Raw genomic sequence first — 25,612 nt, forward strand, 5'->3', positions numbered from 1 at the left:
GTCCTGCGCTACGCTCCGGCCACGCGCTCCGACCAGCCCTGCAACCCGTACTCGCTACGCTCGCAGCAGAACTGGCCTCCGGCGCGCCAGGCTCTCCGGGGTTGACACCCCACCCCGACCGGTCCCCCAAGTCTCCGACGCCCGCCACCCCGGCAGACCACATCGAACGGAGACGCCATGACCATCAACGCCATCACCACCAGCTACCAGCTCTGCGACCGCTGCGCCCCGGCCGTCGTCAACGACGACCACAGCGGCCTCGACGACCGCGAATCCGCCGCCATCACCGCCCTGCTCGAGCACACCGGGTACCTCATCCCGATCGGCCCCGCCGACCCCGGCGGCTACTGGATCTGCGACGGCTGCGACGACACCTGCATCGGCACCAGCCACACCTTCCACCCCATCCACTAACCAGCAGGCCCCGGTGCCACCACGGCACCGGGGCCATCCCCATGCCCAACTCTCCGCGGCCCCAACCGATCCAATCCGGCCGCGCGAACCGATCACCAACAATCGAGCGCCTACCGGCGCACTGACAAACACATTGGCCACCAGCCCACTCACCATGTACCTGTCACACGTCCTGCCAGTGTGACCGATCGGGGGCCCGAGGTGTCAACCCACGCCCGGCGACTACCGCGTGTCCTGCGCTACGCTCCGGCCACGCGCTCCGACCAGCCCTGCAACCCGTACTCGCTACGCTCGCAGCAGAACTGGCCTCCGGCGCGCCAGGCTCTCCGGGGTTGACACCCCACCCCGACCGGTCCCCCACCAGGGGGACGCGCGACACCCGGTCGCGCTTGATCGAAGGAGTCACCCATGACCACTCGCACCGACACCCGCACGGAGTTCCTGACCAACATCTTCACTACCGCCCTCGAGGGCGGCATCGGCTACTGGTCGCAATGCAGCGCCTACCAATGGTCGACCACGCAACGGGCGGTCATCACCGACCTCGACGACGTCGAGCACACCATCACCCTCGACACCGTCGCCCGAGGCCTCAACGGCCTCATCGCCGGCCGCACCGAGATCAACACCCCGATGCGCCGACAAATCAGCGCAGCCAGCCGAGCCAACGACGCCATCGACCTCGACGCCAACCACGCCGACGCCATCGTCCAAGCCGGCCTTTACGGCCGAATCACCTGGGGATAACACCCCGCCGGGTCGGGTAGAGTCGCACCACGCGGCCCTGCCCGACCCGGCAGTCACACATCATCGAGCGCTCCGCGCCCTGTACCCCATCGGGCCACCAGCCCACTCACCTCATATGCGCGCACGTCGACCAAGCCTGACCGATCGGGGGCCCGAGGTGTCAACCCACGCCCGGCGACTACCGCGTGTCCTGCGCTACGCTCCGGCCACGCGCTCCGACCAGCCCTGCAACCCGTACTCGCTACGCTCGCAGCAGAACTGGCCTCCGGCGCGCCAGGCTCTCCGGGGTTGACACCCCACCCTCGACCGGTCCACCCAGTCTCCGACGTCCGCCACCCCGGCAGACCACCATCGAACGGAGTCTCACCATGAACTGGATCATCACCAACGCACCCAACGCCTCCGCAGCCGCCCGCCACATCATCCGAGCCACCAACGTCCTCGACCACGCCATCACCACCGACAACCGCTGGTACACCCCCTTGACCGACATCCAAGACATGCTCGACCTCACCCTCACCGACTGGGCCCTCGGACTCGCCGAAATCCTCACCACCGGACTCGGCACCACCGTCATCAACGAAGACGGCCAAGAATGCCTCTTCCTCACCATCCAACCCAACTACGCCCCGGCCGACTAACGCCGACGCGGGCCCGGCTTCCGCCGGGCCCGCGCCGCCAGCACCAAGGTCAATTCACCTTGAAGACACCAATTCTGGTCGTACCGTCGGACTTGAACAAGCCAATCGTCCGACTCGCCGGCTTGCCCTTCGGCGCGGTCGCAGGACTCGAGGCCGGCGGCAAATTGAGTTCTCCCGAGCGGACATAGCCGATCTCACCGTTCGTTCCAATCGCCGCAATAAGGGCGAGCTCGCTGGACTGCTCTGTCGCGGCAGACCCAAACTTCTCACCCCGTGTATTGGTGCCGGACGTGCGCGCCGAGTCCGGGACGGCCGCACTCCGCGCACTCGCGCGCGCAGCCGGGGCGGTCCAATTCAACGGATTCGACGGAAAGGTCACGAACTGGTCATACGACGACGAAGAGGTGTTGTAGACGGCTACGAAACCGTGACTGTTGTAGGAGCCGCTACCACAAGTCGCCGAGGTTTGAGCCGACCACTCAGGAGCCGGATACCAGTTGTACTGGTAGTCGATCGCCTCACATAACGCCCCCGATTTGAACAGTCGAGGCCGCACCCCGATACGGCCATCCGATGCAGTTGCCCCGACAGCCGAGTAGATCTTCGACGAGGCATACAGGTCAGGCGCATTCACAATCGTCGACGTGTGCAGGAAACCTGTCGTACCAGCTGGTCCCACCCAACCCGTCACACTCGCCGCCGAAGCGGGTGGCACCCCAAGAGTCGCCGCACACGTGACAGCGGCGGCTGCCGCGACTGTTGTAACGAAACCACGAGAAATGCGCTTCACTGGATTCTCCTCCTACTGTTCATGACTCACCGGAAATGTGTACGCCGCATCGGACTTGTGAACCACGCCCGGACGAGGCTCCTGCTCTCTCCACAACTGCACGCGAAGGTCCTCAAGCACCCGATCAAGTGCCGGATCTGCCTCGTCGTACGACCCGTCGTTCAGCAGATCCTGCTCAGACTTCGGCACCACCGTGCCCCCAGCCCTCCGGCCATAAGCGCGGACACGATACAACCCGGGATCTATCAAGAAGCCAGCAAGTTCGGCATCCATGCCCACTCCTGCCGGTTGATAGGTGACAGCCAGACGCCCCGCCTCCACAAACTCAAAAGAAAGCTCTGAGCACGCATCCCACTCATCCAGGTCGAAAAGATCCGGCCGAGAAACTGTCCTCTCGATCACCAGCATCGAGGTGACCGTATCGACGACCGAACGAACCGCCAACAGATTGCGCATCGACAGCAACAACCCCACGTTATCGACCGGATCGAACCCCGCCGCCGACCCATCACCTACCTGAAACGTGAACTGGTGGTATTGAATAGAGATTTGCCCCTGCGCAGTACTCACAGCGCTAGATGATACGGACATAGTAGGGATCACCGGCCATAATGCGCAGCGAACGGTAATAGCCAAGAAGATCCTGCCCCTGGGCCCTATTCTCCTCGACCCCGGGTACCCACATGATGCGTGTGTTCTCCGTTCCACCCTCAGCAGTGCTCGCAAACGGATATTCATCACACTCCGCGCCCTCATACGGCTTCGGTCCAATCATGGCCGCCTTACGCGCTTCGCTACACGTGAAGTTCCGATTATTCAACGCCTGCAACGGTGTTGTCCGCGTCAACGGCGTCTGATCCTTGATCCCCAAACCAGTAGCAGCCTGACCAAGAGTGATATTCTCGGCAACCTTCGGATAGTTCGCCTGAGCAAAATCAAGCGTAGGCCGCCAATCGACATTCACGCAGCCCGACCCGTAATTGACCTCGACCGCATTATCGCAGCGAATCTGAGTGTACGAGCTGTCATACTCCACCGTCGTATTCTGGTTCCCACCAGGCCAGTAGAACTTCACATGAGTCTCGTAGTACTGTCCAGCACTACCAGCAAGCTGGCTAGGGTTCACGTTGAACGTATACCCATAGGTTCCTGTCTTGCTGGTATCCACATTGATGGTCTGCAAGGCCTGATCCGGCATCCCCGATCGGCCCTTCTGCGTCAGCGTGAACTGAACAATTTTCGCAGCCGCCGGGATCACGCCACTCTGAGTCACGCTCTCCCAGATGAACGTCAAACCGTACGTAGAGCTGTGATTATCAAGGTTCCCGCGAAGCCCTGTATACACCTTCCGAAACCCGGTCTGCGATCCATTGGTCGTAACAATCATCGGAATGTAGTTGAAGTTCTCGCACACAGAACTACGAGCCGACACGCAATCGGTACTCACCGAACTCTGCTGGCGAGACGTCGTGCCCGGACCCAGCCCGGTGCCCACAGACGGCGCCACCGGGCTTAGCGCGTGCGGATAACGAAACGACGGCGACGGAGTCAGATTCTGCGAGGAATCAGGAGCAGCGAATGCTTCCACAGGTGACAGCCACGCAGCACCACAAGCCATAACAATGAGAAAAATCCGAAAGTAATGCCATGACCTCGATGTCATAACCACTCCGCGTCCTAGGAAACAACGTTGGTTCGCACACCGTACCAACACACCAACGACATAACGGAGCAAACGGACATAATCCCCTAATAGGGGGACGCGAACTAGACGAAACCACCTCGCAGCGACAAATCACATACAAGAACCCCCAGGGCTACCGCGACACCAAGCCCTCCCGGACTCTCGCCGCTCCCGCACAATCACCGCACAGCCACCCTGCGTTCAGGACGGTCACCCGCCGTGCTCGTCTGCTGGTTCCAGCGGTAACCAAGTGCCGGCCTTCGCTGCGCTCCGCCCGTCATGGGGCCCGAACCGCGGGGCCCTTCGAGCGGCTACGCCGCACCCCTTGACCGCTCCGCGGATTGCTTTGGACCTTCGATCATCTAACTGCCCACCTCCACGCGCAAGGTTCGCGAGAAACTTTCTCGCCCTACGGGTTCGGCTGCGCCCGAGAAACTTTCTCGTCTTTCCCCCTTGCGCCTTCCGGCGGTCAGCCAGACGACGCCGGTACCAAAGCAATCCACCGGACCCAACGCACCGAAGGAGCCCGCACCGTGACCACCCGCGCCGCCCACACCGAAGCACTCCGATTCCTCCACAGCGCCGCCTACCGCGACGGCTACGCCGCCGGGGCGCGCATGGCCGTACACGGGCGCACCGAACCCCTCGGCGCCGTGGACATTCCCACCCGCTGGCTCGGCGGAGACCTCGTAAAGGCCTGGGACGGATGGACCGAAGCCGCCCACGACTACCACGACGGCCTCAACCAAGCGATCACCGACGTGACCGCCGTCCGCACCCCGGCCACCGCCAACTAGCCCCACCCACCCCGAGCAAAGAGGACACCCGTCATGCGAAAGACCCCTGCCGCCCACACCACCACCGACGCCGACGGCAACGCGCGTCACGAAACCCCGTGGTTCGACCCCGCCACCGGCACCCCGACCGCCAGCCCGTTCGGCTACGACGTCCAGGGCTGCGCACCCACACCCGCCACGACACCGAGTGAGGCTGAGCAGTTGCCGAAAGGGTTGCGGCTGAACGTGTACCGCGCCGCCGACGGCGTGGATTGCACCCTGGACGGGGTCACCAGCCGCTACACCCACCTCACCCTGATCGGCTACCAAACCGACACCGACATCGCGGTGACCGACGAGTCCGCCGCCCTCGACGTCCTGCCCGAGCTGTCGCTCCGGCGCCTGCCCCGCACCTCGCGCGTGTTCGCCGCCAGCGCCGACGCGCCCGCCGTGGTCCTCGTCGTCCGCACCCACCACGGACTCAGCGCAGGCCGCCAGCGCTACGCCTACCTCGCCCCGCTCGACGCGCTCACCTCCCGCAAGTGGGTGATGTTCGGCGGCAACTACGCCGCCACCACCGACAGCCGCCTCAGCGAGCTACTGACCGCCCTCACCGGCAACCGCCACAGCGTGCTCGCCGTCCACGACCGCATCGAGAACTACCCCACCTAGCTCGACCCCAGCGCGGCGGCCGCCACCACGGGCGGCCGCCGCGCCCCACACCCACCGAACGAACAGGAGGCCCACCGATGGCGACGCTTCCGGGTACCCCGATCCCCCTCACCCACCCCGAGCAAGCCCCCGTCCACCAGCTGCCCCACCCCACGCCGATCCCCGACCGCTACCAACCCGTCGACGACGCCACATTGGCCCGCCTACGAGCCGCGCTCGCCGCCTACGACGACACCAACCACACCGACGACGACACCGACCACTGAGACCGCACCACAGCCCGTTACTCACGAGGAGATTCCCATGGCCGAACTCACCATTACCCACACCGCCGTCGACGGCACCCTCGTCGAGGGCACCAGCAAAGGCGACGGCACAGCCGACGTGCTGAAAACGCACGGTTTCCGCTGGTTCCGAACATTGGGCATGTGGGGTGTGCCCTCCAGCCGCGACCGCCAGCCGAAAACCCACATCATCAACCGGGCGCGGGCCGCGCTCGAAGCCGCCGGACACACCGTCACCGTCGACATCGACACCACCCACCGCGACCCCGCCACCGCCGAAGCCGACCGCGCTGCCCGCCAAGCCGCCCGCGCCGACGCCCTCGCCGACAAAGCCGACCGCCGCCACGCGACCGCCGGGCAGGCATGGAACCGGCACGAGACCGCCGTCGCCGCCTGCCCCGAAGGAGGCGAACCCATCAAGATCGGCCACCACAGCGAGCGCCGACACCGCCGCGCCCTCGAAAAGGCTTGGGACAGCATGGGTGCCGCTGTCGAGGCCCAACGCGACGCCGAACACGCCGATCACCGCGCCGACGCCGCCACCCGCACCACCGCACACCGCTACAACCCTGTGACCGTCGCCAACCGGATCCAGAAACTCGACGCCGAGCAACGCGCCGACCAGCGGGCCCTGGACGGACATACCCGCACCGTCGCCGTCCTCGGTGACGGGCAACGCATCGTCGAGACCACCACCGCCGCCACCGGCGAACGGCGCGAGCAGATCACCGCCCGCATGGCCCAACGCGCCGATGACCTCACCTACTGGCGAGGCATCCGCGCCCAGCAGATCGCCGACGGCCAGACCGGCGACTACAGCCCCACCACCATCACCGTCGGTGACCACATCAAGATCCGCTTTCACGGATGGGTACCCGTGCTGCGCGTCAACAAAGTCACCGTGAGCGTTGAAACACCGGCCCCGTTCGGCGGCAGCATGATTCGCGGCACCATCCCCTACCACGAGATTCAGGGCCACCGCCCCGCCTGACACCCCGCGTCACCACCCGACATCGCAAGGACAACAACGTGACTCACATCTGGCTCGACACCCACACCACCGCCATTACCTACCACCACAACCCCACCGACGCCGACCGGCACCTACGGCCCGCAACCCGGCACACCACACCGGTGCTCGTCATCGAAAACGTTTGGGACGGCGACGGAATCGCCATTCAGGGCACGCCTGAGCAGCTTCGCGCCGTGGCCCACCAGATCATCCACGCCATCGACATCACCCACGCCGTCGACCAGCAGCCATAACACCCCGGCGGCCGGCCACCGTCCCCACCGGTGGCCGGCCCCGGCTACCGGTCCGGGGGATCTGGCGGCACGGGCATCGAGCCCGCACCACCAGCCACCGCACCCACCACCGAGCGTGCACGCCACCACCAGCAGACGCCGTTTCCTGACCGCCGGATTGTCACAGGCACGGCCCGCGCCCCTGTCAATTACATTCCGGCCGATTCCTCACACGCGCTTCATCTCGCTCCGCTCAATTCCGCTTATTTCGCGTGAGGAATAGCCCTCCATTCCATGGACAGAAACACGGTCCGCGTATGGGCGGCATCTATCAGGAAAAGGCACACACACGGCACGGCAATAACCCTGATAAAGACCTGAAAAGTGTTGCCAGACAACGCTATTAGCAGTAGAATAAAAGGCACAGCCACACCGAAATGCTCACGACACCACGAGAAAAGGACACGACAAATGAGTGAGAACACCACCGTCACAATCACCGTCTACACCAAACCCGCCTGTGTGCAATGCCACGCCACCTACAAGGCCCTCGACAAGCACGGGTTGACCTACGAGGTCGTCGACATCAGCACCGACGAACAAGCTTGTGACTACGTGATGAGCCTGGGATACCTGCAAGCCCCGGTCGTCGTCGTGGGAGACGAGCACTGGAGCGGGTTCCGGCCCGACCGGATCAAGGCCCTCGCCGCCCAGGCCGCCTGAAGAGAACGGGAGCTATGACATGCCTGCACCAGTGCTCACAACGCTCGACGATGCCCGCCGCTGGATCGCCGACTGCCTTGACCTCGCCGTCGACGACTGCAGGGACTTGACCGACGCCGAGGTCCGCTCCTGCATCGACCGCGAGTACGTCGGCAGCTGGTCCGGTGGCAAGGGCTGGGCAGCATTCACCGCCGACCGCGACTGGTTCACGAGTGAGCCCGAGGCCACGTGGGCCCTCGCGGGCCCGTTCTGCGGGTGCGGCGACTACAGCTGTCCGGCGAGTAGCGATTCCGCAGCCTCCTGCGTCAACCGGGAGGCATAACCCGCATGAGCGTCGATTACGCCGAACGCGCCGCCCGCTACTGGGATGCCGCCGACCGGGCCTACCGCGACGGTGACCCCGCCTACGGTGACGAGCTCGCCGAAGCAGCCGCCCAATGCGAGGCCTGGGCACACGAAGACCTCACCGGCCGCCGCGCCGGCTAACAACACCCTCCAGGAGATCCCGGTGACCGTCATGGACCATCCCGCCCGGCCCACACCCCCCGAGCCCGCTGCGCTGGTCGAGGTCGAGACCGTCGACGCCCACGGCCGGCTCCCCGGCGAGGACAGCAGCTACCCGCAGGCACTCGACGACGATCACACCCACACCATCCTCGCTGAGCGCGAATTCCTCACCGCCCTGCTGTGGGCGCCGCCAGCGATCACCACCGCCGTCCTCCACGCCATCATCGGCACCCCCAGTGAGCGCACCAACCGTCAGCCACCAGTCGACGTCCTGCCCGACCCGGCCGCGCTACTGCTCGACCCCACCCACCAGACCGTCCTCGCCGCGATCACCACCATGGTCGACGAAGGCCAGCCCGTCACCCCCGCCCTGATCCTCGCGCGACTGGACACCACCGTCACCAGCCGCCGACACCGGCACCTGCACCGCGCCCTGCTCCTCGAGGTGACCGCCCCAGCCGGCTACAGCCACCCCCACCACGGTGCCGTCCTGCCACACCTGGCCACCACCCTCGTCGAAAGCTGGTACCGGCGCGGCTACGCCCGCCTCGCCCAAGGAATGCGCCACGCCGCCGCCGCACTCCCCACCCACGAGCTCGCCGCCTGGCGTGACGACCTGATCACCATGAGCCACACCGCCGACACCCGCATGCTCGCCATCACCGACCGACTCGCCCGCATCTGAAAGCCCACCACCATGACCAACCACGACCCCGACCAGACCACCGACGAAGACCTCGCCGCCACCCTCCGCGACACCGGCACCCCCTGGCCCGAAATCGCCGACACCCTCGCCATCACCGTCGCCGCCGCCAAAAAATACGCCGCCGCCGCCGACCAACGGGCCACCGACCGCGCCGCCCGCGACCAAATCAGCCTGTTCTAACCCCCCAGCGTCCCTTCACACGCCGAAAGAGAGAGATTGCCGTGAGTGCACCCACTCCCCGTCTCGGATACCTGCCAGCCACCCGTGGATTCGCCCGCACCCTGCGTGACCGGGACGGCGTGCTCCGCCGTACCGACGGCACCGCCTACAGCCCCGACCCCGGCGATCCCGACGTCGGTGCCGCCTACCGCCTGGCCGGCGAGCAGATCCCCGCCCTCGACACCGCACACAAACTGCTGCTCGACACCCTGATCGCGCACCCACCCGGATACCCAGCGTCCGAGGACCTCCCACTCGCCGTGCAAATCGCCTCCGCCGCAAGCGAATACACCACGATCCACGAACGGATTGAGGTCGAAGACCCCGACGACTACGACGGCGGGATCCGCGAGAACCTCGACGCCGTCGGCTACCACCTCGACACCCTGCGCGAAGCACTCGACCTCGAACGAGCCGCCGCAGCCGACGCCGCCGCCCGCAGCCAGGACGCCACACCGGCCCCGCAGACACCGGGAGCGGTCGCCGTGGCCGGGTCCGTCTTGGCCCCCGACACCGACGGCGTGATGCGCTGGCCCGACGGCACCGCCCACGTGCCCTACCCCGACCACACCACCATCGACCCCTACGCCGCCGCCTACACCCAAATCACCGCCCTGGACGCCGCTCTGGACCACGCGCACCGCGACCTCGACCACGCACACCACGAGATCAACGACCTCGCGCTGCGTGAACAAGATCTCCACCTGACGCTGCACACCATCATCGACGGCGCCGCCGGCACCCTCGGCGATCACCCCGCCGTGTACGGGCACACCGACTCCGCGCACATTCATCAGACCGCACAGACCGCCGCCACCCTGCTCCGCGCGCACACCCACATCCACGCCACCGCCACCCCCGATCCCGACGTCGCGCGCCTGCACGCCGCCGCGACCAACCTCCGCGACGCCATCACCCGCACCTTCGACGCCGTCCACGACCTGCGCCGCGCTCAACCCGGCGCCCAGCCCTTCGACCATCACGGCGTCCAAGAATGGCCGAACTCACCCGCCGAAAGCCCACTCTGGGAAGACGTCGCGGCACACCACAAAGCCCTGCACGGTGTCGCCGAGAACCTCGACACCGTTCTGGACCGCGTCGAGCGCCCCGCCCCGACCGACCAACGCCCCGCCACCCCCAGTGCCGGCCGGGCCGCCCGCCCCGACACATCTCTACCGCCGCCGGCACCGGCGCCCGAACCCCCACACCGCCATCCCGAACTCTGACCCACCCCGCACCCGCCGGATAGGACGCACAATGGACGTCATGAGCACACCCCACCGCGCCGACAGCGAGACCCGCCGTGAGGAGATCCGCGCCGCGCTCGCCGGGCGCTCCACCGAGCAGATCATCGCCGCCATCGACGCCGGCCACACCATGGCCCAAATGCCGCTGACCAACGACGACAAAGCCGCGATCGCCCGTGTCGACCGCGGGGACACCACCCTCGAGCAAGAACGCGACCGTATGCTCGCCGAGTTCGCCGCCCAACGCGCCGCCGCACACCCCGACAGCCCGCGACAGCAGTGACTGCCGGCGGCGCGCACCGCCCGCACGTTCTGCCCCACCTGATCGACCTCACCGACGAGCAATTCGAGGCCTACGAGCGACGGATGGTCGCCCTGCGCACCCGCGAGCTCGAACGCTATCCCGCTCTGGCCGACGGCGACTTCGGCCTGGCGCATCTGCAACACATTCACGCTCACCTCACCGCCGACATCTACGACTTCGCCGGCCGCATCCGCGAACCCGGCCAAGACACCCACGCCCTCGGTATCGAACACTGCCCACCCGAGCTGCTTCCCCAGGTGCTTCCCGAGTTGTTCGCCGACATCGCCGGTACCCGGCCCGACCCCACCGACCGCGGCCGCGCGCTCTACACGACCGCTGAACACTGGGCGGCACTGTCCTGGGCGCACCCCATGCTCGACGGCAACAGCCGCACCCAACGCGTGTTCTTCACCCGCTACCTCAACGACGCCGGATGGGACATCGACTGGCGTGCTGTCGACGCCGACGCCGTCCACGCCGCCCGCCACGCCAGCTTCCTCACCGAAGACCCCTCCTGGCTCGCCGCGCAACTACGGCCCGGACTCGTCGAGGCCGGCGAACACGCCGAACACACCCTCGCCGCAACCACCGGCCAACGCCACGAACAACGGCCCGTCGAGATCTTCACCGCCATGCTCGAACACCACGCCGCCGGCGGCGACGGCGAAACCTACACCCACCCCGACCAACCCCACCCACCCACACCACACGACCCCACGCCGCCGGCCACACCGACCATCGACGCCGACCGCGCGCCAAGCTCACGGCCGCGGCCGCCCGAACCCCCACCGCCACCAGCACCGCAACCCCGGCCACACCTGTGACCCCCTGATCGGCGGCAGGTCGCCGCGGAAAGATCAGGGAGCCGGCGCCATCCACACCAACACCGGTGACCGCCACACCGCGCGCCCGAACCGGCTACGCCACACCCCATGCTTGGCCGCGAACAACCAGTGACCGAACATCCACAACCCGATCCCCGCACCGAGTTCGATCACATACCGCCACCCCGGCATCGCACCATGCACCACAAACCCGCCGAGCCCATCAAGCACCAGCAACACACCAGCAACCCGACCCACGACCGACCCGAACGCCCACAACAAAATCAGCACCATCAACCCGACCGCGAGCAAGAACACTAACCCGTTCATAGGTAGCCACCTCCTCTCCAGTCCTGCACGTCAGACACAGCCTCGCGCGAGCCACCGACAGACTCCGTCGGCTCAGCCTCCGTAGCGCCTAGAGCCGCCGCAATGATCCGAGAGTCCTTGCGCTGCGCGTGCTCTGCATCGACCAGACGTGAGCGCGTCAAATCCTGCATCGATCGTGCGTTCCGCCAACACACCACCCGCATTGGCCACACCGTCGCCCACAACACGCACGCCATCCACCGGCCAGTGCGTTTCGCGGGCCACCGCACCAGCACCAACGGAACCGCGAGGGACGCGAGCCCGGCAATCAGAATTCCTGCCGCCATCGATCCCCACTCGGACACCCAGTCCGCCTCCACTGGCACAACTAGTGCCCCCGCGCCCATATACGCGGCTAGCACTGCAACAATCAACACTCCTGGCCACCGCGACGAGTCCCGCCGGGAGATCGACGCCACGGCCGCGCAGTAGGGTGCCGCACACGACCACCACAACATTGCGAGTAGACCCATCGCGATCGTCCTCAGCATCGTCCACCACGTCGGTAGCAACCAGGCGCCGAGACCAGCGGACACTCCCGCGGCGACTACACCCACCAGCGCGCCGCGCCAGGCCAAGCCGGCAAGAATCATCATGCGACTCGGCCACCCGCCGCGGACGGCCCTGAATGATGGTGTTGTCCGCGCCCGCCTCGGCGTGGCTGCAACTATCAATGACCGCCATTCGCGGATCGACCGCACGTAAAGGCCCAACAGGTACCTCTCGTGCTCGATCGCGCGTTGGGCGGTCAAGCTCGGTTCGTCCGGCGCAGCACCGGCGATCACCACCGACACCGCCGCGGAGCCGATGACCCACGCGGCCGCCCAGCCTGCTCCAAGCGGAGTGGCGAACCAGATCACCGTCGCCGCCCCCACTTCGACCGTCGCGAGCACCAACAGCAGTCGCGCACCGATCCGGCGCAGAAAACTCAACTCGAAGGTGTCCGAACGCCATTGACTCGTCGCCCCAGCCCGAGTCACCAGAGAGATAGTGAGAGTTGCGATCAGTGCGGTGATCGCCCACACGCCAACGGCCAAATCTTCTGAGCTGGGTACCGTGCCAGCCCACCCCGATGTCGCCAACAGCCGTCCAGTGACGAAGCCAACCGTTACTCCCACCACGATCGAGCTGCCGATCCTGGACTCCATCCGCCGACGAAGCCGAGTATCGGCCCGAACCCACTCGGTGTCCTCGATCTGCCCTACGCTGTCACCTTTCACTGACCCGTGCCTATCTCGTTCCACCCAAACAATGAGCCCTGCCCAGGCATACCCACACCTAACGCTTCTCGCACCCGCCCGCTGTCCCAGCCGTCGGCGACGGCCTCGCGCAGTGCTAGGGCGCGGGCGTGGCGGGCGGCGCGGTCGAGGCCGCTGGTCCCGCGACCTAGTCCGCTGCCGCCGCCGCGGTGTTTGCCGCCCATGTGGGCGAGGTTGTCGGCTTGGGTGCCGGCCACGACGTGGCCGTGCCCGACGGCCACACAGATCGGGTTGTCGCAGTCGTGCATCGCCACAACCCCGGCCGGGATCAAACCGTGCACGGCGGCGTAGGCGAACCGTTGGGCCCGCACCACTGCCGGCCCGTCGTCTCGACGGTGGCGGCCGAGCCAGAATCGGCCGTAGCCGTCGTCACCGATCGCGCCGGTGTAGATCGTGCACGCACCGTCGGGGCCGGCCACGCAGAATGCCCGGAATCGTTCGATCTCCCGTGCGTGCTCGCTGATGTGGGGATCGACATACAGTTCCTGCGCCCACGCCATGACCGAGACCCTCAGCTGGCCGCAGCGTCAGTCTGCTCGACCGACTCGCCTAACGCTTCCGATGTCCCCGCACTCGTTCCCGGGCTGTCGCCACCGTCACCAGTGGTGGTCGTCGCTGGCGACTTCCCGTTCTTAGCCGGCGCCGGGGCTGGCGGTGTCGCGGTGCCTTGGGGTGCGCTTGTGGTGGCGCGGTGGACTTTGATCAGTCCGGAGATGTCGGACTGGGTGAGGCCGGTGAGGTCGACGAGCGCGGCGACGGTCTCACCGCGGTCACGCATCGCCGCTAGTCGGGCTCCCATGGTTTCCCGGGCTGCGGCGGTGGCCTGGGTGTAGTCGGTTTCGGCTTTCTCGATGGCCGTGTCGCGTTTCACCCCGAGTGCGGTGATCGAGTCCACGGCCTTGAACACCTCGGCAAGGTCGGCCTCGTTCTGGGCTTCCTTGGCCCGCTCCGCGGCGAGCTTGTCCGCGATGCGTTTGCGCGCCCGGTCTCGCGCCGACAGCTTGCGCCCGACGATGTTGGTGTCGGTGCTGCTGGTAGTCGCCGCGCCCGACGGGCCGGCACCTGTCTGTGAGGTCATCACATTCACCTTTTCTGTTGTGTTGTTCCACCGAGTCCCGCTGCGACTGACGGCATAGCCACACGCAGGTCTCACCTCGAGCCTACCGGCCACACTCGCCCAGCTCACCGGAACACACCCGCCCCTTCCGACCTCGCCATCTCACGCTTTCTACCTCCACCCACCGACACTTCTGCCTTCCCGCCACAGCCCACGCCGACTTCTCCACGCTCCACCCCGCTTTGCGCATATCCACGCTTACCAGCGATTTCGCCTCCACCAAGTTCTACACACCTCTTGCATTAAGGTTACGAAACGATAACGTCTGCTAGTTTGTCGGCATGCGCCCCGACCGCTCGCCCCGCCCCGGGTGGGCGGCTGCGCGGACCTGCCCGGCCGGGGGTGGGCGCCGATGATGAGCCTGCACAAGCTGACCGCCGGGGACGGCTACGAGTACCTGACCCGCCAGGTCGCCGCCCACGACGGCACCGAGCTGGGCCGTGACTCGCTGGAGTCGTACTACTCGGCCAAGGGTGAGGCACCCGGCCGGTGGCTGGGGTCGGGTTTGGTGGCGTTCGACGACATCAACGCCGGGGATGTGGTGAGTAGCGCGCAGATGAAAGCGCTGTGGGGCGAAGGCCGCCACCCCAACGCCACCGCGATCGAAGCCGCGCTGATCGCCGAGGGGCACGGCGCCCAGTACGCCACGGCCGCAACACGACTCGGTACCCCGTTCAAGGTGTACGAGGGTGCCAACGACTTCGTCAAAGCGGTCGCGCAGGCGTTCGCCGAACACAACACCGCCCGCGGGGAGAAGGCCAACGCCCCGATCGACGCCGAGGCCCGCGCACAGATCCGTACCAGGGTGGCCACGTCGATGTTCGCCACCGAGTTCGGCCGGGCACCGGCCGATCACCGCGAACTGTCGGGGTGGATCGCGCAGAAGACCCGGCAGAAAACGACCGCGGTCGCCGGCTACGACCTCACCTTTTCTCCGGTCAAGTCGGTGTCGGCGCTGTGGGCGGTCGCGGCCCGCGAGGTCGCCCAACGCATCGAAACCGCCCACCAGCGGGCCGTGGAGAACACCCTCGCCTCCATCGAACGCGACATCGCCTACACCCGGCTCGGCGCCAACGGCGTCGCCCGCTGGAAAGCCCACGGCCTGATCGCCGCGGCGTTCACCCACCGCGATTCCCGCGCCGGAGACCCCGACCTGCACACCCACGTCCCCATCTCCAACAAGGTCCGCTTCACCGGCCCCGACGGCATCGACCGGTGGGGAGCGCTGGACGGAAAACCGTTGCACCGCCTCGCCGTTCAAGCCTCCGAGGAATACAACACGCGCCTGGAAGCCGAGATCCTCGCGGAGTTTCCCGGCGCCCAATTCGTCGACAAAGACCCCGGCCTGCGCGGTAAACGCCCCATCCGCGAACTCGACGGCATCAGCGCCGAGTTGATCGATCGGTGGTCGGCGCGCACCCGCGCGATCGAAGACACCACGAAGATGTTGGTGGACCGGTTCCAGGCCGAACACGGCCGCGAACCCACCGCCGTCGAACACATCGCGCTGCGTCAGCAAGCCAACCTCGCGACCCGCGAAGCCAAACACGAACCCCGCTCCCTGGCCGAGCAACGCGCCCAATGGCACGCCGAAGCCCTCACCGTGCTCGGTGGCGAACCCGGCCTGGCCGCCATGATTTCGGCCGGTCTGGGTGTCGCTGATGCGGCCCTCCCGCCGCAGCTACGCACCGAGATTCGGCGCATGGAGGGACAGTGGCGCTACACCCTCAGTGATCACGCATTCGCCGCGATGGCCGAGGACCGGGCCAAGGTGCGCGAGCTCGCGGCTGCCAGTTTGGCCGAACACGGCCCGCGCCAGCCCCACCACCTCGACGCCGACACCCTCGCCAACTACTCGATGCGCCTGGTCGACCGGGTGTCGCTGACCCGGTCGGTGTGGCAACCCCATCACCTGCACGCCGAAGCCCTGCGTGCCTGCCGCGTCCTCGGTGTCAGCGGTGAGCATGTGAGCGGTCTGGCTGCCCACCTCACCGCCGCCGCTCTCGAACACTGCCTGCTGGTGACCGATCCGCGCCGCGACGGCGACCGCAACGAACCCCGCCTGCTCCGCGGCCCGGACGGGGCATCGGTGTTCACCGACCCCGGCCTGGCCACCTACACCAGCCCCGAAGTCCTCGCCGCCGAACGCCGGATCGTCGCCGCCGCTGGACTCTCCGATGGGCATCGGATCGACCCGTTGCACGTCGATCTCGCCCTACTCGAGCACGAAGCCAACAAATACCCTCTCAACGCCGGCCAGCAAGCGTTGGTCCGCGAATTCGCCACCGCCGGTGCCCGATTCCACCTCGCGCTGGCCCCGGCCGGCACCGGGAAAACCTCGGCGATGGCCGCGTTCACCACCGCCTGGACCAACGCCGGCGGCACCGTCATCGGGTTGGCGCCGACCGCCAACGCCGCGCAAGTCCTCGCGAAAGACATCGGCGGGCACGCCGACACCCTCGACAAATACGCCCACCTCGTCGCGCAACTCGCCGCCGCCGGCAACGACACCGAACGCCACCGCATCCTGCAAGAAGCCCCGGACTGGTTTAGGAGGATCGGGCCGGGCACCGTCATCCTCATCGACGAGATCGGCATGAGTTCCACAGCCAGTCTCGACCCGGTCATCGCCCACGCCCTGGCCGCCGGCGCCGACGTCAAAGGTGTGGGCGACGACCAACAATTGGCGTCGGTCGCCGCTGGCGGTGTCCTGCGCGATGTCGCCGCACTCGGCAACACTCTCACGCTGTCGGAAGTCATGCGGTTCACCGACCCCGCCGAAGGCGCCGCCTCCCTGGCCGTGCGCGACGGCCGGGAAGAGGCGATCGGCTACTACATCGACCACCAGCGCGTGCACGTCACCGCCGACACCGTCGCCGCCGACCTCGCCTACCAAGCGTGGCGCCGCGACACCGCGGCCGGGCACGCCTCGGTCATGCTCGCCCCCACCCTCGACACCGTCCGCGAACTCAACGCCCGCGCCCGCGCCGACCGCCTCGCCGACCATCCGCTGTCCCCCACCGACCTCGCCCACGGCCTCGGCCGCGAAGTGACCCTCGCCGACGGGCTGCCCGCCAGCGCCGGAGACACCATCCGCACCCGTCGCAACGACCGCCGACTACGGCTATCCGGGACTGATTTCGTCCGCAACGGCTACCGCTGGACCATCACCGCGGTCGGCGCTGACGGCTCGCTGACCGTGACCCACGACAAGACGAACGCCACCCTCACCCTGCCCGCCGACTACGTCGCCGCCGACTGCGAACTCGGCTACGCCGCCACCATCCACGCCGCTCAAGGCATGACCGTCGGCTCCCGCGGGAAACACCAAGGCACCGCCCACATCGTCGGCTCGGATCGCCTCGATAAACAACTGCTCTACGTCGCGATGACCCGCGCCACCGACGGCAACCACCTGTACCTGGGCACCTCCGAAGCCGACCCGCACAAAATCATCTACGACCGTGCGCTACGCCCACCGACCGCCGTGGACATGCTGCGCACCATCATCACCCGCGACGGCGCGCAAACCTCCGCGACCACCACCGCCCGCGACGACACCAACCCGCACCAGCGGATCGCCGCCACCACGCAGGCCTACCACTACGCGATCGGCGCCCTCGCCGAACACCTCCTCGGCCCCGCCACCATGACCGCCATCGACGCCGGCGCCGAACACCTCCTCCCCGGACTCACCGACGAGAACGCGTGGCCGGTCCTGCGCCAACACCTCGCCACCCTCGCCCTCGACACCACTGCCCTCGACACCACCGCACCGGCCGGCCCCGACAGCAGCCACACCCCCAGCCAGCGAGTCGCCGAACGTGCTCTGACGGCGTTGTCGGCGGCGATCGACAGCCGTGAACTCGACACCGCCGCCGAACGGGCCGCGGTCCTCGACTGGCGCCTGGACACCACCGGCGGCCACTCCGCCGGCCGTGGACCGTTACCGTGGCTGCCCGCTATTCCCGAGTCGCTGGCCGGCCACCCGGACTACGGCACCTACCTCGCCGGCCGCGCCCACCTGGTTGGCGATCTCGCCGAGCAGATCCGCGCCGAAGCCCACACCTGGACGGCGGCGACCGCGCCACGGTGGGCGCGGCCGTTGGTGATCGCCGACGGTGATCACCGGGAGTTGCTTGGCGACATCGCCGTGTTCCGTGCCGCCCACCACGTCGACGACCGCGACCGCCGGCCCACCGGACCCGACCAGTACGCCCTCACCCCAGCACGGCACCAACAACGCCTCACCGAGGCGTTCACCGCCGCGATCGGCGGGGACGACGGACACCTGGCCCGCTGGCACGATCTCGCCACCCGGATCGACCCGCACCTGCTGGGCGACCCGTTCTGGCCCGACCTCGCCGAACGACTCACCCTCGCCGCCCGCGCTGGCCTCGACGTGCACACCCTGCTCACCGACGCCGCCGCCCACCGTGCGCTCCCCACTGAACTGCCGGCGGCCGCCCTGTGGTGGCGCGTCGCCGAGGACCTCGGCCCCGCGGTCCTCGACACCACCGATTCCCACATCCAGGCCACCTGGACCCCGCAACTCGCCGGGATCGTCGGTGACGACCTCGCCGAAATCATCGTCACCGACCCCGCCTGGCCCGCCCTGGTCACCGCCGTCAACGCCGCCGACCCCCGCGACTGGACCCCGGCCACCATCCTCGACGTCGCCCACCAACTTCTGCTGCACGGCACCGACGGCGAACTCCGCCCCGCCGATGTCACCCAAGCCTTGGCCTGGCGCGTCGAACTACTCGCCACCGATCACGCTCTGAGCCGCTCAATCCCACTGCCCGAGCACTCACCCCTGAGCATCGAGGACGAGGAAGCCGCACCCCCCGACCCCGACACCACCACTGCTCCCAGTGAAGTCGTCGACGTCGCCGACGAGCAACTGCCCGCCGTCCTCGACGACACCACCCCCCACGAAGCGGTCGAGGGCTACTGGGCTGCGCTCACCGACGACGGCCCACCACCCGAATACGCCGATACCCACGACCACGAGTACGACGACCTCGGCGCCCTCGACTTCGACGACCTCGCCACCGAACGACCCCCACTGGTCCTCGACACCCCCGTCGACGACACCGAACTCGACGAGCTGCGTGCCGCGGCCGCCGCCGCGCACGCCGACGCCGACGCTTTGCACGCGATCATCCTCGACCCCACCCGCGACGGGCCCGCCGTCACCGCCGCCACCGACCACCTCACCGAACTCCGGACCCTCGCCGACCGCCACCGCCCCGCCCTCGCCGCACTCTCCCGCGCGCACCACACCTGGGTTGATGCCGACCTCGCCGCCGAAGCCGCCGCCGACACCCTGGCCCGCATCACCACCCGCCTCGACGCCCTACGCGCCGCAGACAACCCCGACCCCGACCACCTCGCCCGTCTCACCGGCGAACGTGAACTCGCCGAACTCCGCGCCACCGACGCCCGCCACCGCGCCGACCACGCCGCCGACCAGGTTCTCGCCGCCAGCACCGCCCTGACCGAACTCGCCCCCACCGGCACCATCACCAACGACGACGTCGACCGCGCCCGCCTGGCCGCCGAACGCATCGACCTCGAGCACCTCGCGGACCTGCGCCACCGCGCCACCCGCCTCGACGGCCGCGTGTTCCGCGCCGAACACACCGCCGCCCGCCGCCACGCCGCCGAACGCTCACTCCCCCGCCCCACCCCCACCACCGACACGCCACACGACAGCGCGGAGGTGGAGGCCGAAAACCGGTCCACGACCGCGACACTGGCACCGGAACGTCCCGTGCTTGCCGAGGTGGAGGAGGCGAGCGCCGCGCCGTCGCGTTCCGCTGTCGAGCAGTGCGCCGACCGCTACCGCCACGCTCGTGCGGCACTACGGACCGAGACCCTGCGCCGCGCTGCGGCCGCGGTGTTCGCTTCCGCGGCCGTCGACACCCTCACCCACTCCCCCGGCGCCGACGATCTCGCTGCGCAGCTCGAGCGGGCCCGTGCCGCCGGCTTCGCACCTGCCGACGTCCTCGACACCGTACTGTCCTCAGCGACGGCCCCGATTACCTCCGCTGCCGATCTCACTAGCCTCGTGCAGCCTTATCTTGACGAGCAGGTCCTCACCGCCACACGGCGATTCGAGCACGCCGCTCCTGGTCGGTGGGAGGAGTTCACCGCCGTCGACCGCAGCAGCCCCGAATGGGCCGATCTCGTCGAAACCATCCGCCGCCACGAACTCCACACCGGCATCAACCCCGACATAGTGGTTCGCTGGCTGGAACTCAACACCCACCCCGACACCGCGACCGCCGGCGAGCTCGTCGACACCCTGCACCGCCGCTACCCCGCCGACACCACCCCGGTCACCACCACCGACTGGCTACCCGGTGTGCCCCTCGGCGCCGAGCACGACCATCCTGATCAAACAGCCCACTTCCGTGCTGCCCGAGACGAACTCGCTCACACCCTCGTCACCCCTACCTCCACCACCACCGGGCATCAGCCTTGGCACGATCACCTGCCCGCGCACCTCGACACCGACGACCGGGCCCGCGCGATCAACGACATCACCGCCTACCGCGAACTCGCCGGCATCGACGACACTGACCCTCGCCCCCTGGGCCCGTTCACCACCACCGGCGACGAACTCACCGACACCCACAACCGGCATCTCACCCGCCAACACTTCACCCCACCGCCAACCCCGCCTGACATCGAACGTCCCCGCCCGCCACGACCGACCCCACCACCAGCACCGACCCCCGAGACAGGACCCCACCACGGACCCCGCATCTGAGTTGCTCGGCGCAGATCTGGCCAGTGGGGAACGCGGCTCGCCGTGGGGTGTTCACCGAGAGGTCAGCGACCGCCCTCGCCCGAACTTCGCATGCCCATGTCGATCGATCGTTTGGGCGGCACGGCGGCCAGAGGGTGCTGTTTGACTTCCTCGTCGCGCGGGCTCGGCGGCGGCAACAGCTGTCCTGCTTGGTGCTGCCGCTCACCAAAAGGTCAAATTTGTCCTGGCCCATGCCACGACCGGCGCCGCCACGACCAGAACCATGATTCCGAATACCGCGGCAACGATGATCTGCCAACCTCGGCGCTCGTTCGCAGCGGCGCGAGCCTTGAAGCGGTGATCGAGAATCCCTGCTGCGACGTCTGCTGTCGTCTGATGGGCAGCACGGATGAGCCCCGTCCCGAACAGGAGAAGATAGCCGCCACCGAAGATCCCGCACTGCGCGAGGTTTCGGAGCCAGCCAGGGTGGGCCCACACCATCCCGTGATCCGCGATGATGTCGACAGCCCAGCTCGTACCGCCCACCACGCCGACGAACAGCGCCAGGAGGACCCATTTGTTGACCGTCAGCGGGTCGAAATGCGCTCCGCGACTGTAATTCTGATGCCCGTTCATGTGTCGTCCGTTTCCGACGAATCGTTGTGTGGGGTGCTGCGGCAGGCCGGGAGCACAGGGTGTCTCCGCGCGGGGAGTAGACGTGTGTTCCCGGCCTGCCGAGCGTGCGGAGGGCCCATGACCCGCTTCCCCGGTCGTCGAGCGTGACGTTCGGCGAAAAACAGTCAGCGGCGACGGCCGGTGAAGGAAAGACGGTCATGGCTCCGCAGTCTGGAGGTACCACCAGCAGGATCAGGTACCGTCGTGCGGCGAGTAGGAATCGGTGTCCTTATCGAAATACCATAGGCGACCGTCGATTTCGATGTCACTAAAGGGGTCGTCCGGGTCGCAGGCCGCCACCTCGTGGCCCTGTTTCCGGGCGGCCTGGATCTGCGCGTACGTCATCGTCTCACTCTGGCGCGGACGCGACACCGCCACCTGGGCAGCCGGGCGGGCGGTGAGGTCGGCGCCGACGTATTCGCTGAGGGTGTCGAGGGTCTGGACGCGGGGTGGTTGGTAGCCGCAGTGCCCGTCTCGGCATTCGGAGCTGTCGAACATGCTGCGCAGCTGCGTCATGACCGGCCGTAGGTATTGGCGGTGCCAGTAGGCCATGTCTGACCAGTATCGGTCCTCCTCGCGGGTTTGGTAGGCGGCTTTGTGGGCGGCCATCAGTGCGAGGAGTTCTTCACGCAGTTCGGGGTGACGGAACCAGCATGGCGGGATGTCGTGGTGCAGGTTGCCGTAGGTGGCGCGTAACCAGGCGACCCAGTCGATCAGTTCGGCCCACACTTGCGCGGCGGTCTCGCGGTCGAGGTAGCGCCACACGTAGCGGCTGGGCTGGAAATCGAACAGCGGCAACGGCTCTGCCACGTCAGTGTCCGGTCCTGGGTGTGCGGGTGTGGTGGTCATCGGTCGAGTCCGGTTGCCGGCCACTGCCCGGTGTCGCGGGCGCGGTCGAAGATGTCCATGGAGGCTTTGACGTAGGAGGCTCGGTCGGGGTCGGCCCACACCGACGGGATGCGGATGAGGGCGGGTTTGGCGTTGCGGTAGATCATCAGGCCTTGGTCTTCGGGCATCTGCCGGATGTCGGAGTCACGCATGACGGGGATGTCGCGGGGGGTGTGGTTGGGGCCGTCGTAGACGGTGCGGGTGCCACACAGCCGGGACAGTGATTGCAGTTCGCGGTCATCCCCGAGGCCGGGCAGCACGATCCGGACGGGTGAGGATTTGAGGAACTGTTCGCCTTGGCGATCGCCCCAGCGTTCGCGTACTTGGGATTCGTTGTGGGAGAACGCCCACAGGTTGATTCCCCGGCCTCCGGAGTCGGTCATCTTGCGGGGCAGGTGCGGGATGGGTGCGACGTTGTTGACCTCGTCGAGGTTGAACCGCGCAGGGACGGGCATTTGTTGGCCGGGTGCCCATTGGGAGAACTGGCTGCACAGGAAGTACGCCTCGTTGGTGACCGCGGCGATGATCGGTGCGGTCGACTCGGCTTCCCCGCTACTGAGCGCGTACAGGGTGTTCGCGGCGGTCCCGGACCGATCGCTGCCCAGGACGAGTTCGGCGAGGTCGGTGGCTTGCTCTGGTGGGCAGTCGATGGCCTCGAGGAGCCGTGGGTCGGCCAGTGGTTTGAACAGGTTTGCTACCGCGCCGATCATGTCGTCGGCCGAGGTCGATTCCGAGCTGAGGATTTGGGTAAGTTCCTCAGCCCAGGAGGGGTTGTCGCTGCGCAGGATGTCTTGGGGCCGTTTGGGGTTGCGGCTCATCGCCCAGATCCGTACCTGGTCCATCCGGGCCCCGGACAGGGCGGCGGCGTGCAGATAGCAGCGCAGCAACGTGGCGGCCTTGTCCTGCCAGTAGGAGGCGTTCTTGGTGTCGCCCATCGGCATCGCTTTGACCAGCGCATCGGATCGGCGGATTGCGGTGGCGGGCTCCTCGCAGCCGCCGATCAACGGGATCCGCACTTTCAGCTGGTTGGGTAGGCCGGTGATGTCCTCGGGATCGAACACCGCGACGTGCCCGCGGTCGAGGCGATCGGCGATCGTCGCGGCCGGCAGATCAGCGCGGGTACTGGTGGTCAACAGAAACCCGGGAGCGTCCCAGCAGCGGGGCACCGCGAACCCCCACGTCTTACCGCCACCGGTCGGTGAGACGACGTGCACGCAGTCCCGCTGCTGCAAGAAGATCTGCTCACCACTGGTGTATTCCGAGGCGACGTTGACCGCCACCAGATACGGATCGAGATCCTTACGAGGAGTGTCTTGCAGCGGAGTGCGCGTGGCCACCGCCCGCGACACCGCCCGCTCGGCGGTCAGGTTCCGGCGCCGCAACTCACTCGCCCCGGCGAATCCCTGCTCGACCGCACGGCGGCGCATCCGGCGCTCGAGGATCTTGCTGTAGCCCCACCAGACGGCTGCGGCGGCCGCGGCGAGGACCAGTGCCGCGCACGTCCAGAACAGCCAGCCCGGGCCCGGCGCGGGTTCGGTGGGCCACGCGGCGGCCGGGTCCCCCAGGTGCAGCACCGTGGATTTGACGGCCAGCACCATCGGGCCGGGCCCACCCGGCCACGCCCACCCGTGCCCCGACAACAACCCGGAGAACGCACCGGCGACGGAGGTCCCGATCACCACCACCGCCCCGAACACCACCGCCGGCAGCACCCACACCGGCATCACCGGTGCACTCGTCGACGTCCGCGACGGTGGAGTCGTGCCGTGCAGCTGCTGACTCACCGCGACCACCCCCCGACGAACTCGCCGCGAGCGAGGGCGGAATGGGTGGGAAGCGTTAGGGGCTGAACCGGATTCGTGGATCGGTGCGGGAGTTGTGGAGTCATCACATCACCTTGGGTTGCAGGGATACAGCACGACAGGCCGCTCATCTGTGGTCAGTAGCGTTCGGGTGTGGTGGTCGAGAAGCGCGTGTAGCCGGTGGTGCACACGCCGATGACGGCGGCCACGACGACAAACAGCACGGCCGGGCCGAGGGTGGTTTGCCAGGGTCCGCTCTGGTAGATGCTGAGAAACCCGATCGCCGCGGCCAGCGCAGTCAGAGCAGAGAAGAACATGCCGGTACGGGCGGTGATCTTCAACAGCAGCCACATGATCGCCGCGGCGACGATCGCGCTGGCCCCGGCCAGCATGGCTGCGGTCGCCGGGTCGTAGACGGGTGCGCTTAGCGCGTGTTCGGGCCAGTACCGGGCGGGCACCAATCCGATCACCCAGTTGAGCAGTATGGCCCCGAGGTAGCCGACCAGACCGGCGACCACGAGGGTGACGACAGCGCTGCCCACGTACTGGCCAAGCGCCACCCCCGGGTCGAACTCGCGTCGCGGCAGGCCCGGCGGCGCCGGCCGGGGTGAGTCCTGTCTGGGTCCGTACGGCTCGGCCGGGTAGCCGCCCGAGCCATCGTCGTACGGTCCGCCCTCGTGGCGGGAAGTGTCGTAGGACGACGACAGTGGTTGGTGCCCTGCGGTTCTCGGATCGAAGTACCTGACCGGCGGTGCGGCCGGCGGGTAGGCCTCGGAGGGGTAGGGCTGCGCCGGCACGTGACGGTAGGGATCTGCGGGGAGGTCGGCGTCGGTCTGGGAGTAGGCCAGGGTCGGCGGCCGCGGCGGGTCCTCGGCCGGCGGGATCTGCGTGGTCGGCCACGGCACCGGGGCGGCGGTGTGGTCGTCGAGGCGGCGGGTGGGGTCGCTGGTGGGGTCGGTCAT

General features: G+C 67.7%; 28 protein-coding genes. 17 read left to right on the plus strand and 11 right to left on the minus strand.

The features are described from left to right. Positions 1–177 precede the first annotated feature (177 nt). From P3L18_RS25235 to P3L18_RS25245, 3 genes are all read left to right on the plus strand, one after another. Entirely contained in the window at positions 178–414 is a 237-nt protein-coding gene (locus tag P3L18_RS25235) for a hypothetical protein (RefSeq protein WP_276115626.1), read from the plus strand. Between the two features lie 408 nt (positions 415–822). Then, positions 823–1,161 carry a hypothetical protein gene (locus tag P3L18_RS25240; protein WP_276115627.1) on the plus strand — a complete coding sequence of 113 codons (339 nt, stop codon included), beginning with the start codon at positions 823–825 and terminating at the stop codon, positions 1,159–1,161. Between the two features lie 368 nt (positions 1,162–1,529). Continuing rightward, the gene (locus P3L18_RS25245) at positions 1,530–1,802 is read left to right on the plus strand and encodes a hypothetical protein (RefSeq protein WP_276115629.1); all 273 of its coding nucleotides are present in this window, start codon (positions 1,530–1,532) and stop codon (positions 1,800–1,802) included. Between the two features lie 49 nt (positions 1,803–1,851). Here P3L18_RS25245 and P3L18_RS25250 read toward each other — a convergent pair whose 3' ends face one another. From P3L18_RS25250 to P3L18_RS25260, 3 genes are read right to left on the minus strand one after another with little or no spacing between them, the layout of a single operon-like run. After that, the gene (locus tag P3L18_RS25250) at positions 1,852–2,592 is read right to left on the minus strand and encodes a hypothetical protein (protein WP_276115630.1); all 741 of its coding nucleotides are present in this window, start codon (positions 2,590–2,592) and stop codon (positions 1,852–1,854) included. Positions 2,593–2,604: 12 nt separating this feature from the next. Beyond that, positions 2,605–3,162 (minus strand): hypothetical protein, encoded by a 558-nt coding sequence (locus P3L18_RS25255; protein WP_276115631.1) that lies wholly within the window; start codon positions 3,160–3,162, stop codon positions 2,605–2,607. A 4-nt stretch (positions 3,163–3,166) separates the two neighbouring features. Continuing rightward, on the minus strand, positions 3,167–4,180 hold the full coding sequence (locus P3L18_RS25260) for a NucA/NucB deoxyribonuclease domain-containing protein (RefSeq protein WP_276115632.1): 1,014 nt from the start codon (positions 4,178–4,180) through the stop codon (positions 3,167–3,169). Between the two features lie 629 nt (positions 4,181–4,809). On the opposite strand from P3L18_RS25260, the gene P3L18_RS25265 reads away from it, so the two are divergent. From P3L18_RS25265 to P3L18_RS25325, 13 genes are all read left to right on the plus strand, one after another. Further along, entirely contained in the window at positions 4,810–5,073 is a 264-nt protein-coding gene (locus tag P3L18_RS25265; RefSeq protein ID WP_276115633.1) for a hypothetical protein, read from the plus strand. Between the two features lie 33 nt (positions 5,074–5,106). Then, entirely contained in the window at positions 5,107–5,724 is a 618-nt protein-coding gene (locus tag P3L18_RS25270) for a hypothetical protein (RefSeq protein WP_276115634.1), read from the plus strand. 77 nt (positions 5,725–5,801) lie between these two features. Beyond that, positions 5,802–5,990: a hypothetical protein gene (locus P3L18_RS25275; protein WP_276115635.1), complete on the plus strand. Its 189-nt coding sequence runs from the start codon at positions 5,802–5,804 to the stop codon at positions 5,988–5,990. 37 nt (positions 5,991–6,027) lie between these two features. Further along, entirely contained in the window at positions 6,028–6,999 is a 972-nt protein-coding gene (locus P3L18_RS25280) for a DUF3560 domain-containing protein (RefSeq protein WP_276115636.1), read from the plus strand. A gap of 38 nt (positions 7,000–7,037) precedes the next feature. Next, positions 7,038–7,274 carry a hypothetical protein gene (locus P3L18_RS25285; RefSeq protein WP_276115638.1) on the plus strand — a complete coding sequence of 79 codons (237 nt, stop codon included), beginning with the start codon at positions 7,038–7,040 and terminating at the stop codon, positions 7,272–7,274. Positions 7,275–7,724: 450 nt separating this feature from the next. After that, positions 7,725–7,976, plus strand: a complete 252-nt coding sequence (locus tag P3L18_RS25290; protein ID WP_276115639.1) for a redoxin NrdH — start codon at positions 7,725–7,727, stop codon at positions 7,974–7,976. Between the two features lie 19 nt (positions 7,977–7,995). Beyond that, positions 7,996–8,298 (plus strand): hypothetical protein, encoded by a 303-nt coding sequence (locus P3L18_RS25295; RefSeq protein ID WP_276115640.1) that lies wholly within the window; start codon positions 7,996–7,998, stop codon positions 8,296–8,298. Positions 8,299–8,303: 5 nt separating this feature from the next. Continuing rightward, complete coding sequence (locus P3L18_RS25300; protein WP_276115641.1) at positions 8,304–8,462, plus strand: hypothetical protein; 159 nt, start codon at positions 8,304–8,306, stop codon at positions 8,460–8,462. A 22-nt stretch (positions 8,463–8,484) separates the two neighbouring features. Next, positions 8,485–9,168, plus strand: coding sequence for a hypothetical protein (locus P3L18_RS25305; RefSeq protein WP_276115643.1), 684 nt, complete (start codon positions 8,485–8,487; stop codon positions 9,166–9,168). A gap of 12 nt (positions 9,169–9,180) precedes the next feature. Continuing rightward, entirely contained in the window at positions 9,181–9,369 is a 189-nt protein-coding gene (locus P3L18_RS25310; RefSeq protein WP_276115644.1) for a hypothetical protein, read from the plus strand. 41 nt (positions 9,370–9,410) lie between these two features. Then, positions 9,411–10,634: a hypothetical protein gene (locus tag P3L18_RS25315; RefSeq protein WP_276115645.1), complete on the plus strand. Its 1,224-nt coding sequence runs from the start codon at positions 9,411–9,413 to the stop codon at positions 10,632–10,634. A 40-nt stretch (positions 10,635–10,674) separates the two neighbouring features. Next, positions 10,675–10,938, plus strand: a complete 264-nt coding sequence (locus P3L18_RS25320) for a hypothetical protein (protein WP_276115646.1) — start codon at positions 10,675–10,677, stop codon at positions 10,936–10,938. Beyond that, on the plus strand, positions 10,935–11,783 hold the full coding sequence (locus tag P3L18_RS25325) for a Fic family protein (protein ID WP_276115647.1): 849 nt from the start codon (positions 10,935–10,937) through the stop codon (positions 11,781–11,783). The genes P3L18_RS25320 and P3L18_RS25325 overlap by 4 nt, the downstream gene beginning before the upstream one ends. Before the next feature lie 33 nt (positions 11,784–11,816). Here P3L18_RS25325 and P3L18_RS25330 read toward each other — a convergent pair whose 3' ends face one another. From P3L18_RS25330 to P3L18_RS25345, 4 genes are read right to left on the minus strand one after another with little or no spacing between them, the layout of a single operon-like run. Further along, the gene (locus P3L18_RS25330; RefSeq protein WP_276115648.1) at positions 11,817–12,113 is read right to left on the minus strand and encodes a hypothetical protein; all 297 of its coding nucleotides are present in this window, start codon (positions 12,111–12,113) and stop codon (positions 11,817–11,819) included. After that, on the minus strand, positions 12,110–13,372 hold the full coding sequence (locus P3L18_RS25335; protein ID WP_276115649.1) for a hypothetical protein: 1,263 nt from the start codon (positions 13,370–13,372) through the stop codon (positions 12,110–12,112). Before P3L18_RS25335 ends, P3L18_RS25330 begins: the two co-directional genes overlap by 4 nt. After that, positions 13,369–13,911, minus strand: a complete 543-nt coding sequence (locus P3L18_RS25340) for a hypothetical protein (RefSeq protein ID WP_276115650.1) — start codon at positions 13,909–13,911, stop codon at positions 13,369–13,371. Before P3L18_RS25340 ends, P3L18_RS25335 begins: the two co-directional genes overlap by 4 nt. Before the next feature lie 11 nt (positions 13,912–13,922). Next, complete coding sequence (locus P3L18_RS25345; protein WP_276115652.1) at positions 13,923–14,489, minus strand: hypothetical protein; 567 nt, start codon at positions 14,487–14,489, stop codon at positions 13,923–13,925. Positions 14,490–14,880: 391 nt separating this feature from the next. Between P3L18_RS25345 and mobF the strand changes: the two genes are divergently transcribed. Then, positions 14,881–21,306, plus strand: coding sequence for a MobF family relaxase (gene mobF, locus P3L18_RS25350; protein WP_276115653.1), 6,426 nt, complete (start codon positions 14,881–14,883; stop codon positions 21,304–21,306). 201 nt (positions 21,307–21,507) lie between these two features. On the opposite strand, the gene P3L18_RS25355 is transcribed toward mobF, so the two are convergent. The 4 genes from P3L18_RS25355 to P3L18_RS25370 form a co-directional block, all read right to left on the minus strand. Further along, a complete protein-coding gene (locus P3L18_RS25355; protein ID WP_276115654.1) occupies positions 21,508–21,921 on the minus strand; it encodes a hypothetical protein in 414 nt (137 codons plus the stop codon). A 231-nt stretch (positions 21,922–22,152) separates the two neighbouring features. Beyond that, positions 22,153–22,770 (minus strand): hypothetical protein, encoded by a 618-nt coding sequence (locus tag P3L18_RS25360; RefSeq protein ID WP_276115655.1) that lies wholly within the window; start codon positions 22,768–22,770, stop codon positions 22,153–22,155. A 35-nt stretch (positions 22,771–22,805) separates the two neighbouring features. Further along, positions 22,806–24,632: a TraM recognition domain-containing protein gene (locus P3L18_RS25365; protein WP_276115657.1), complete on the minus strand. Its 1,827-nt coding sequence runs from the start codon at positions 24,630–24,632 to the stop codon at positions 22,806–22,808. A gap of 155 nt (positions 24,633–24,787) precedes the next feature. Beyond that, positions 24,788–25,612: a hypothetical protein gene (locus P3L18_RS25370; protein WP_276115658.1), complete on the minus strand. Its 825-nt coding sequence runs from the start codon at positions 25,610–25,612 to the stop codon at positions 24,788–24,790.

The organism is Gordonia sp. N1V, from assembly GCF_029269935.1.
In the GTDB taxonomy this organism is placed as follows: domain Bacteria; phylum Actinomycetota; class Actinomycetes; order Mycobacteriales; family Mycobacteriaceae; genus Gordonia; species Gordonia polyisoprenivorans.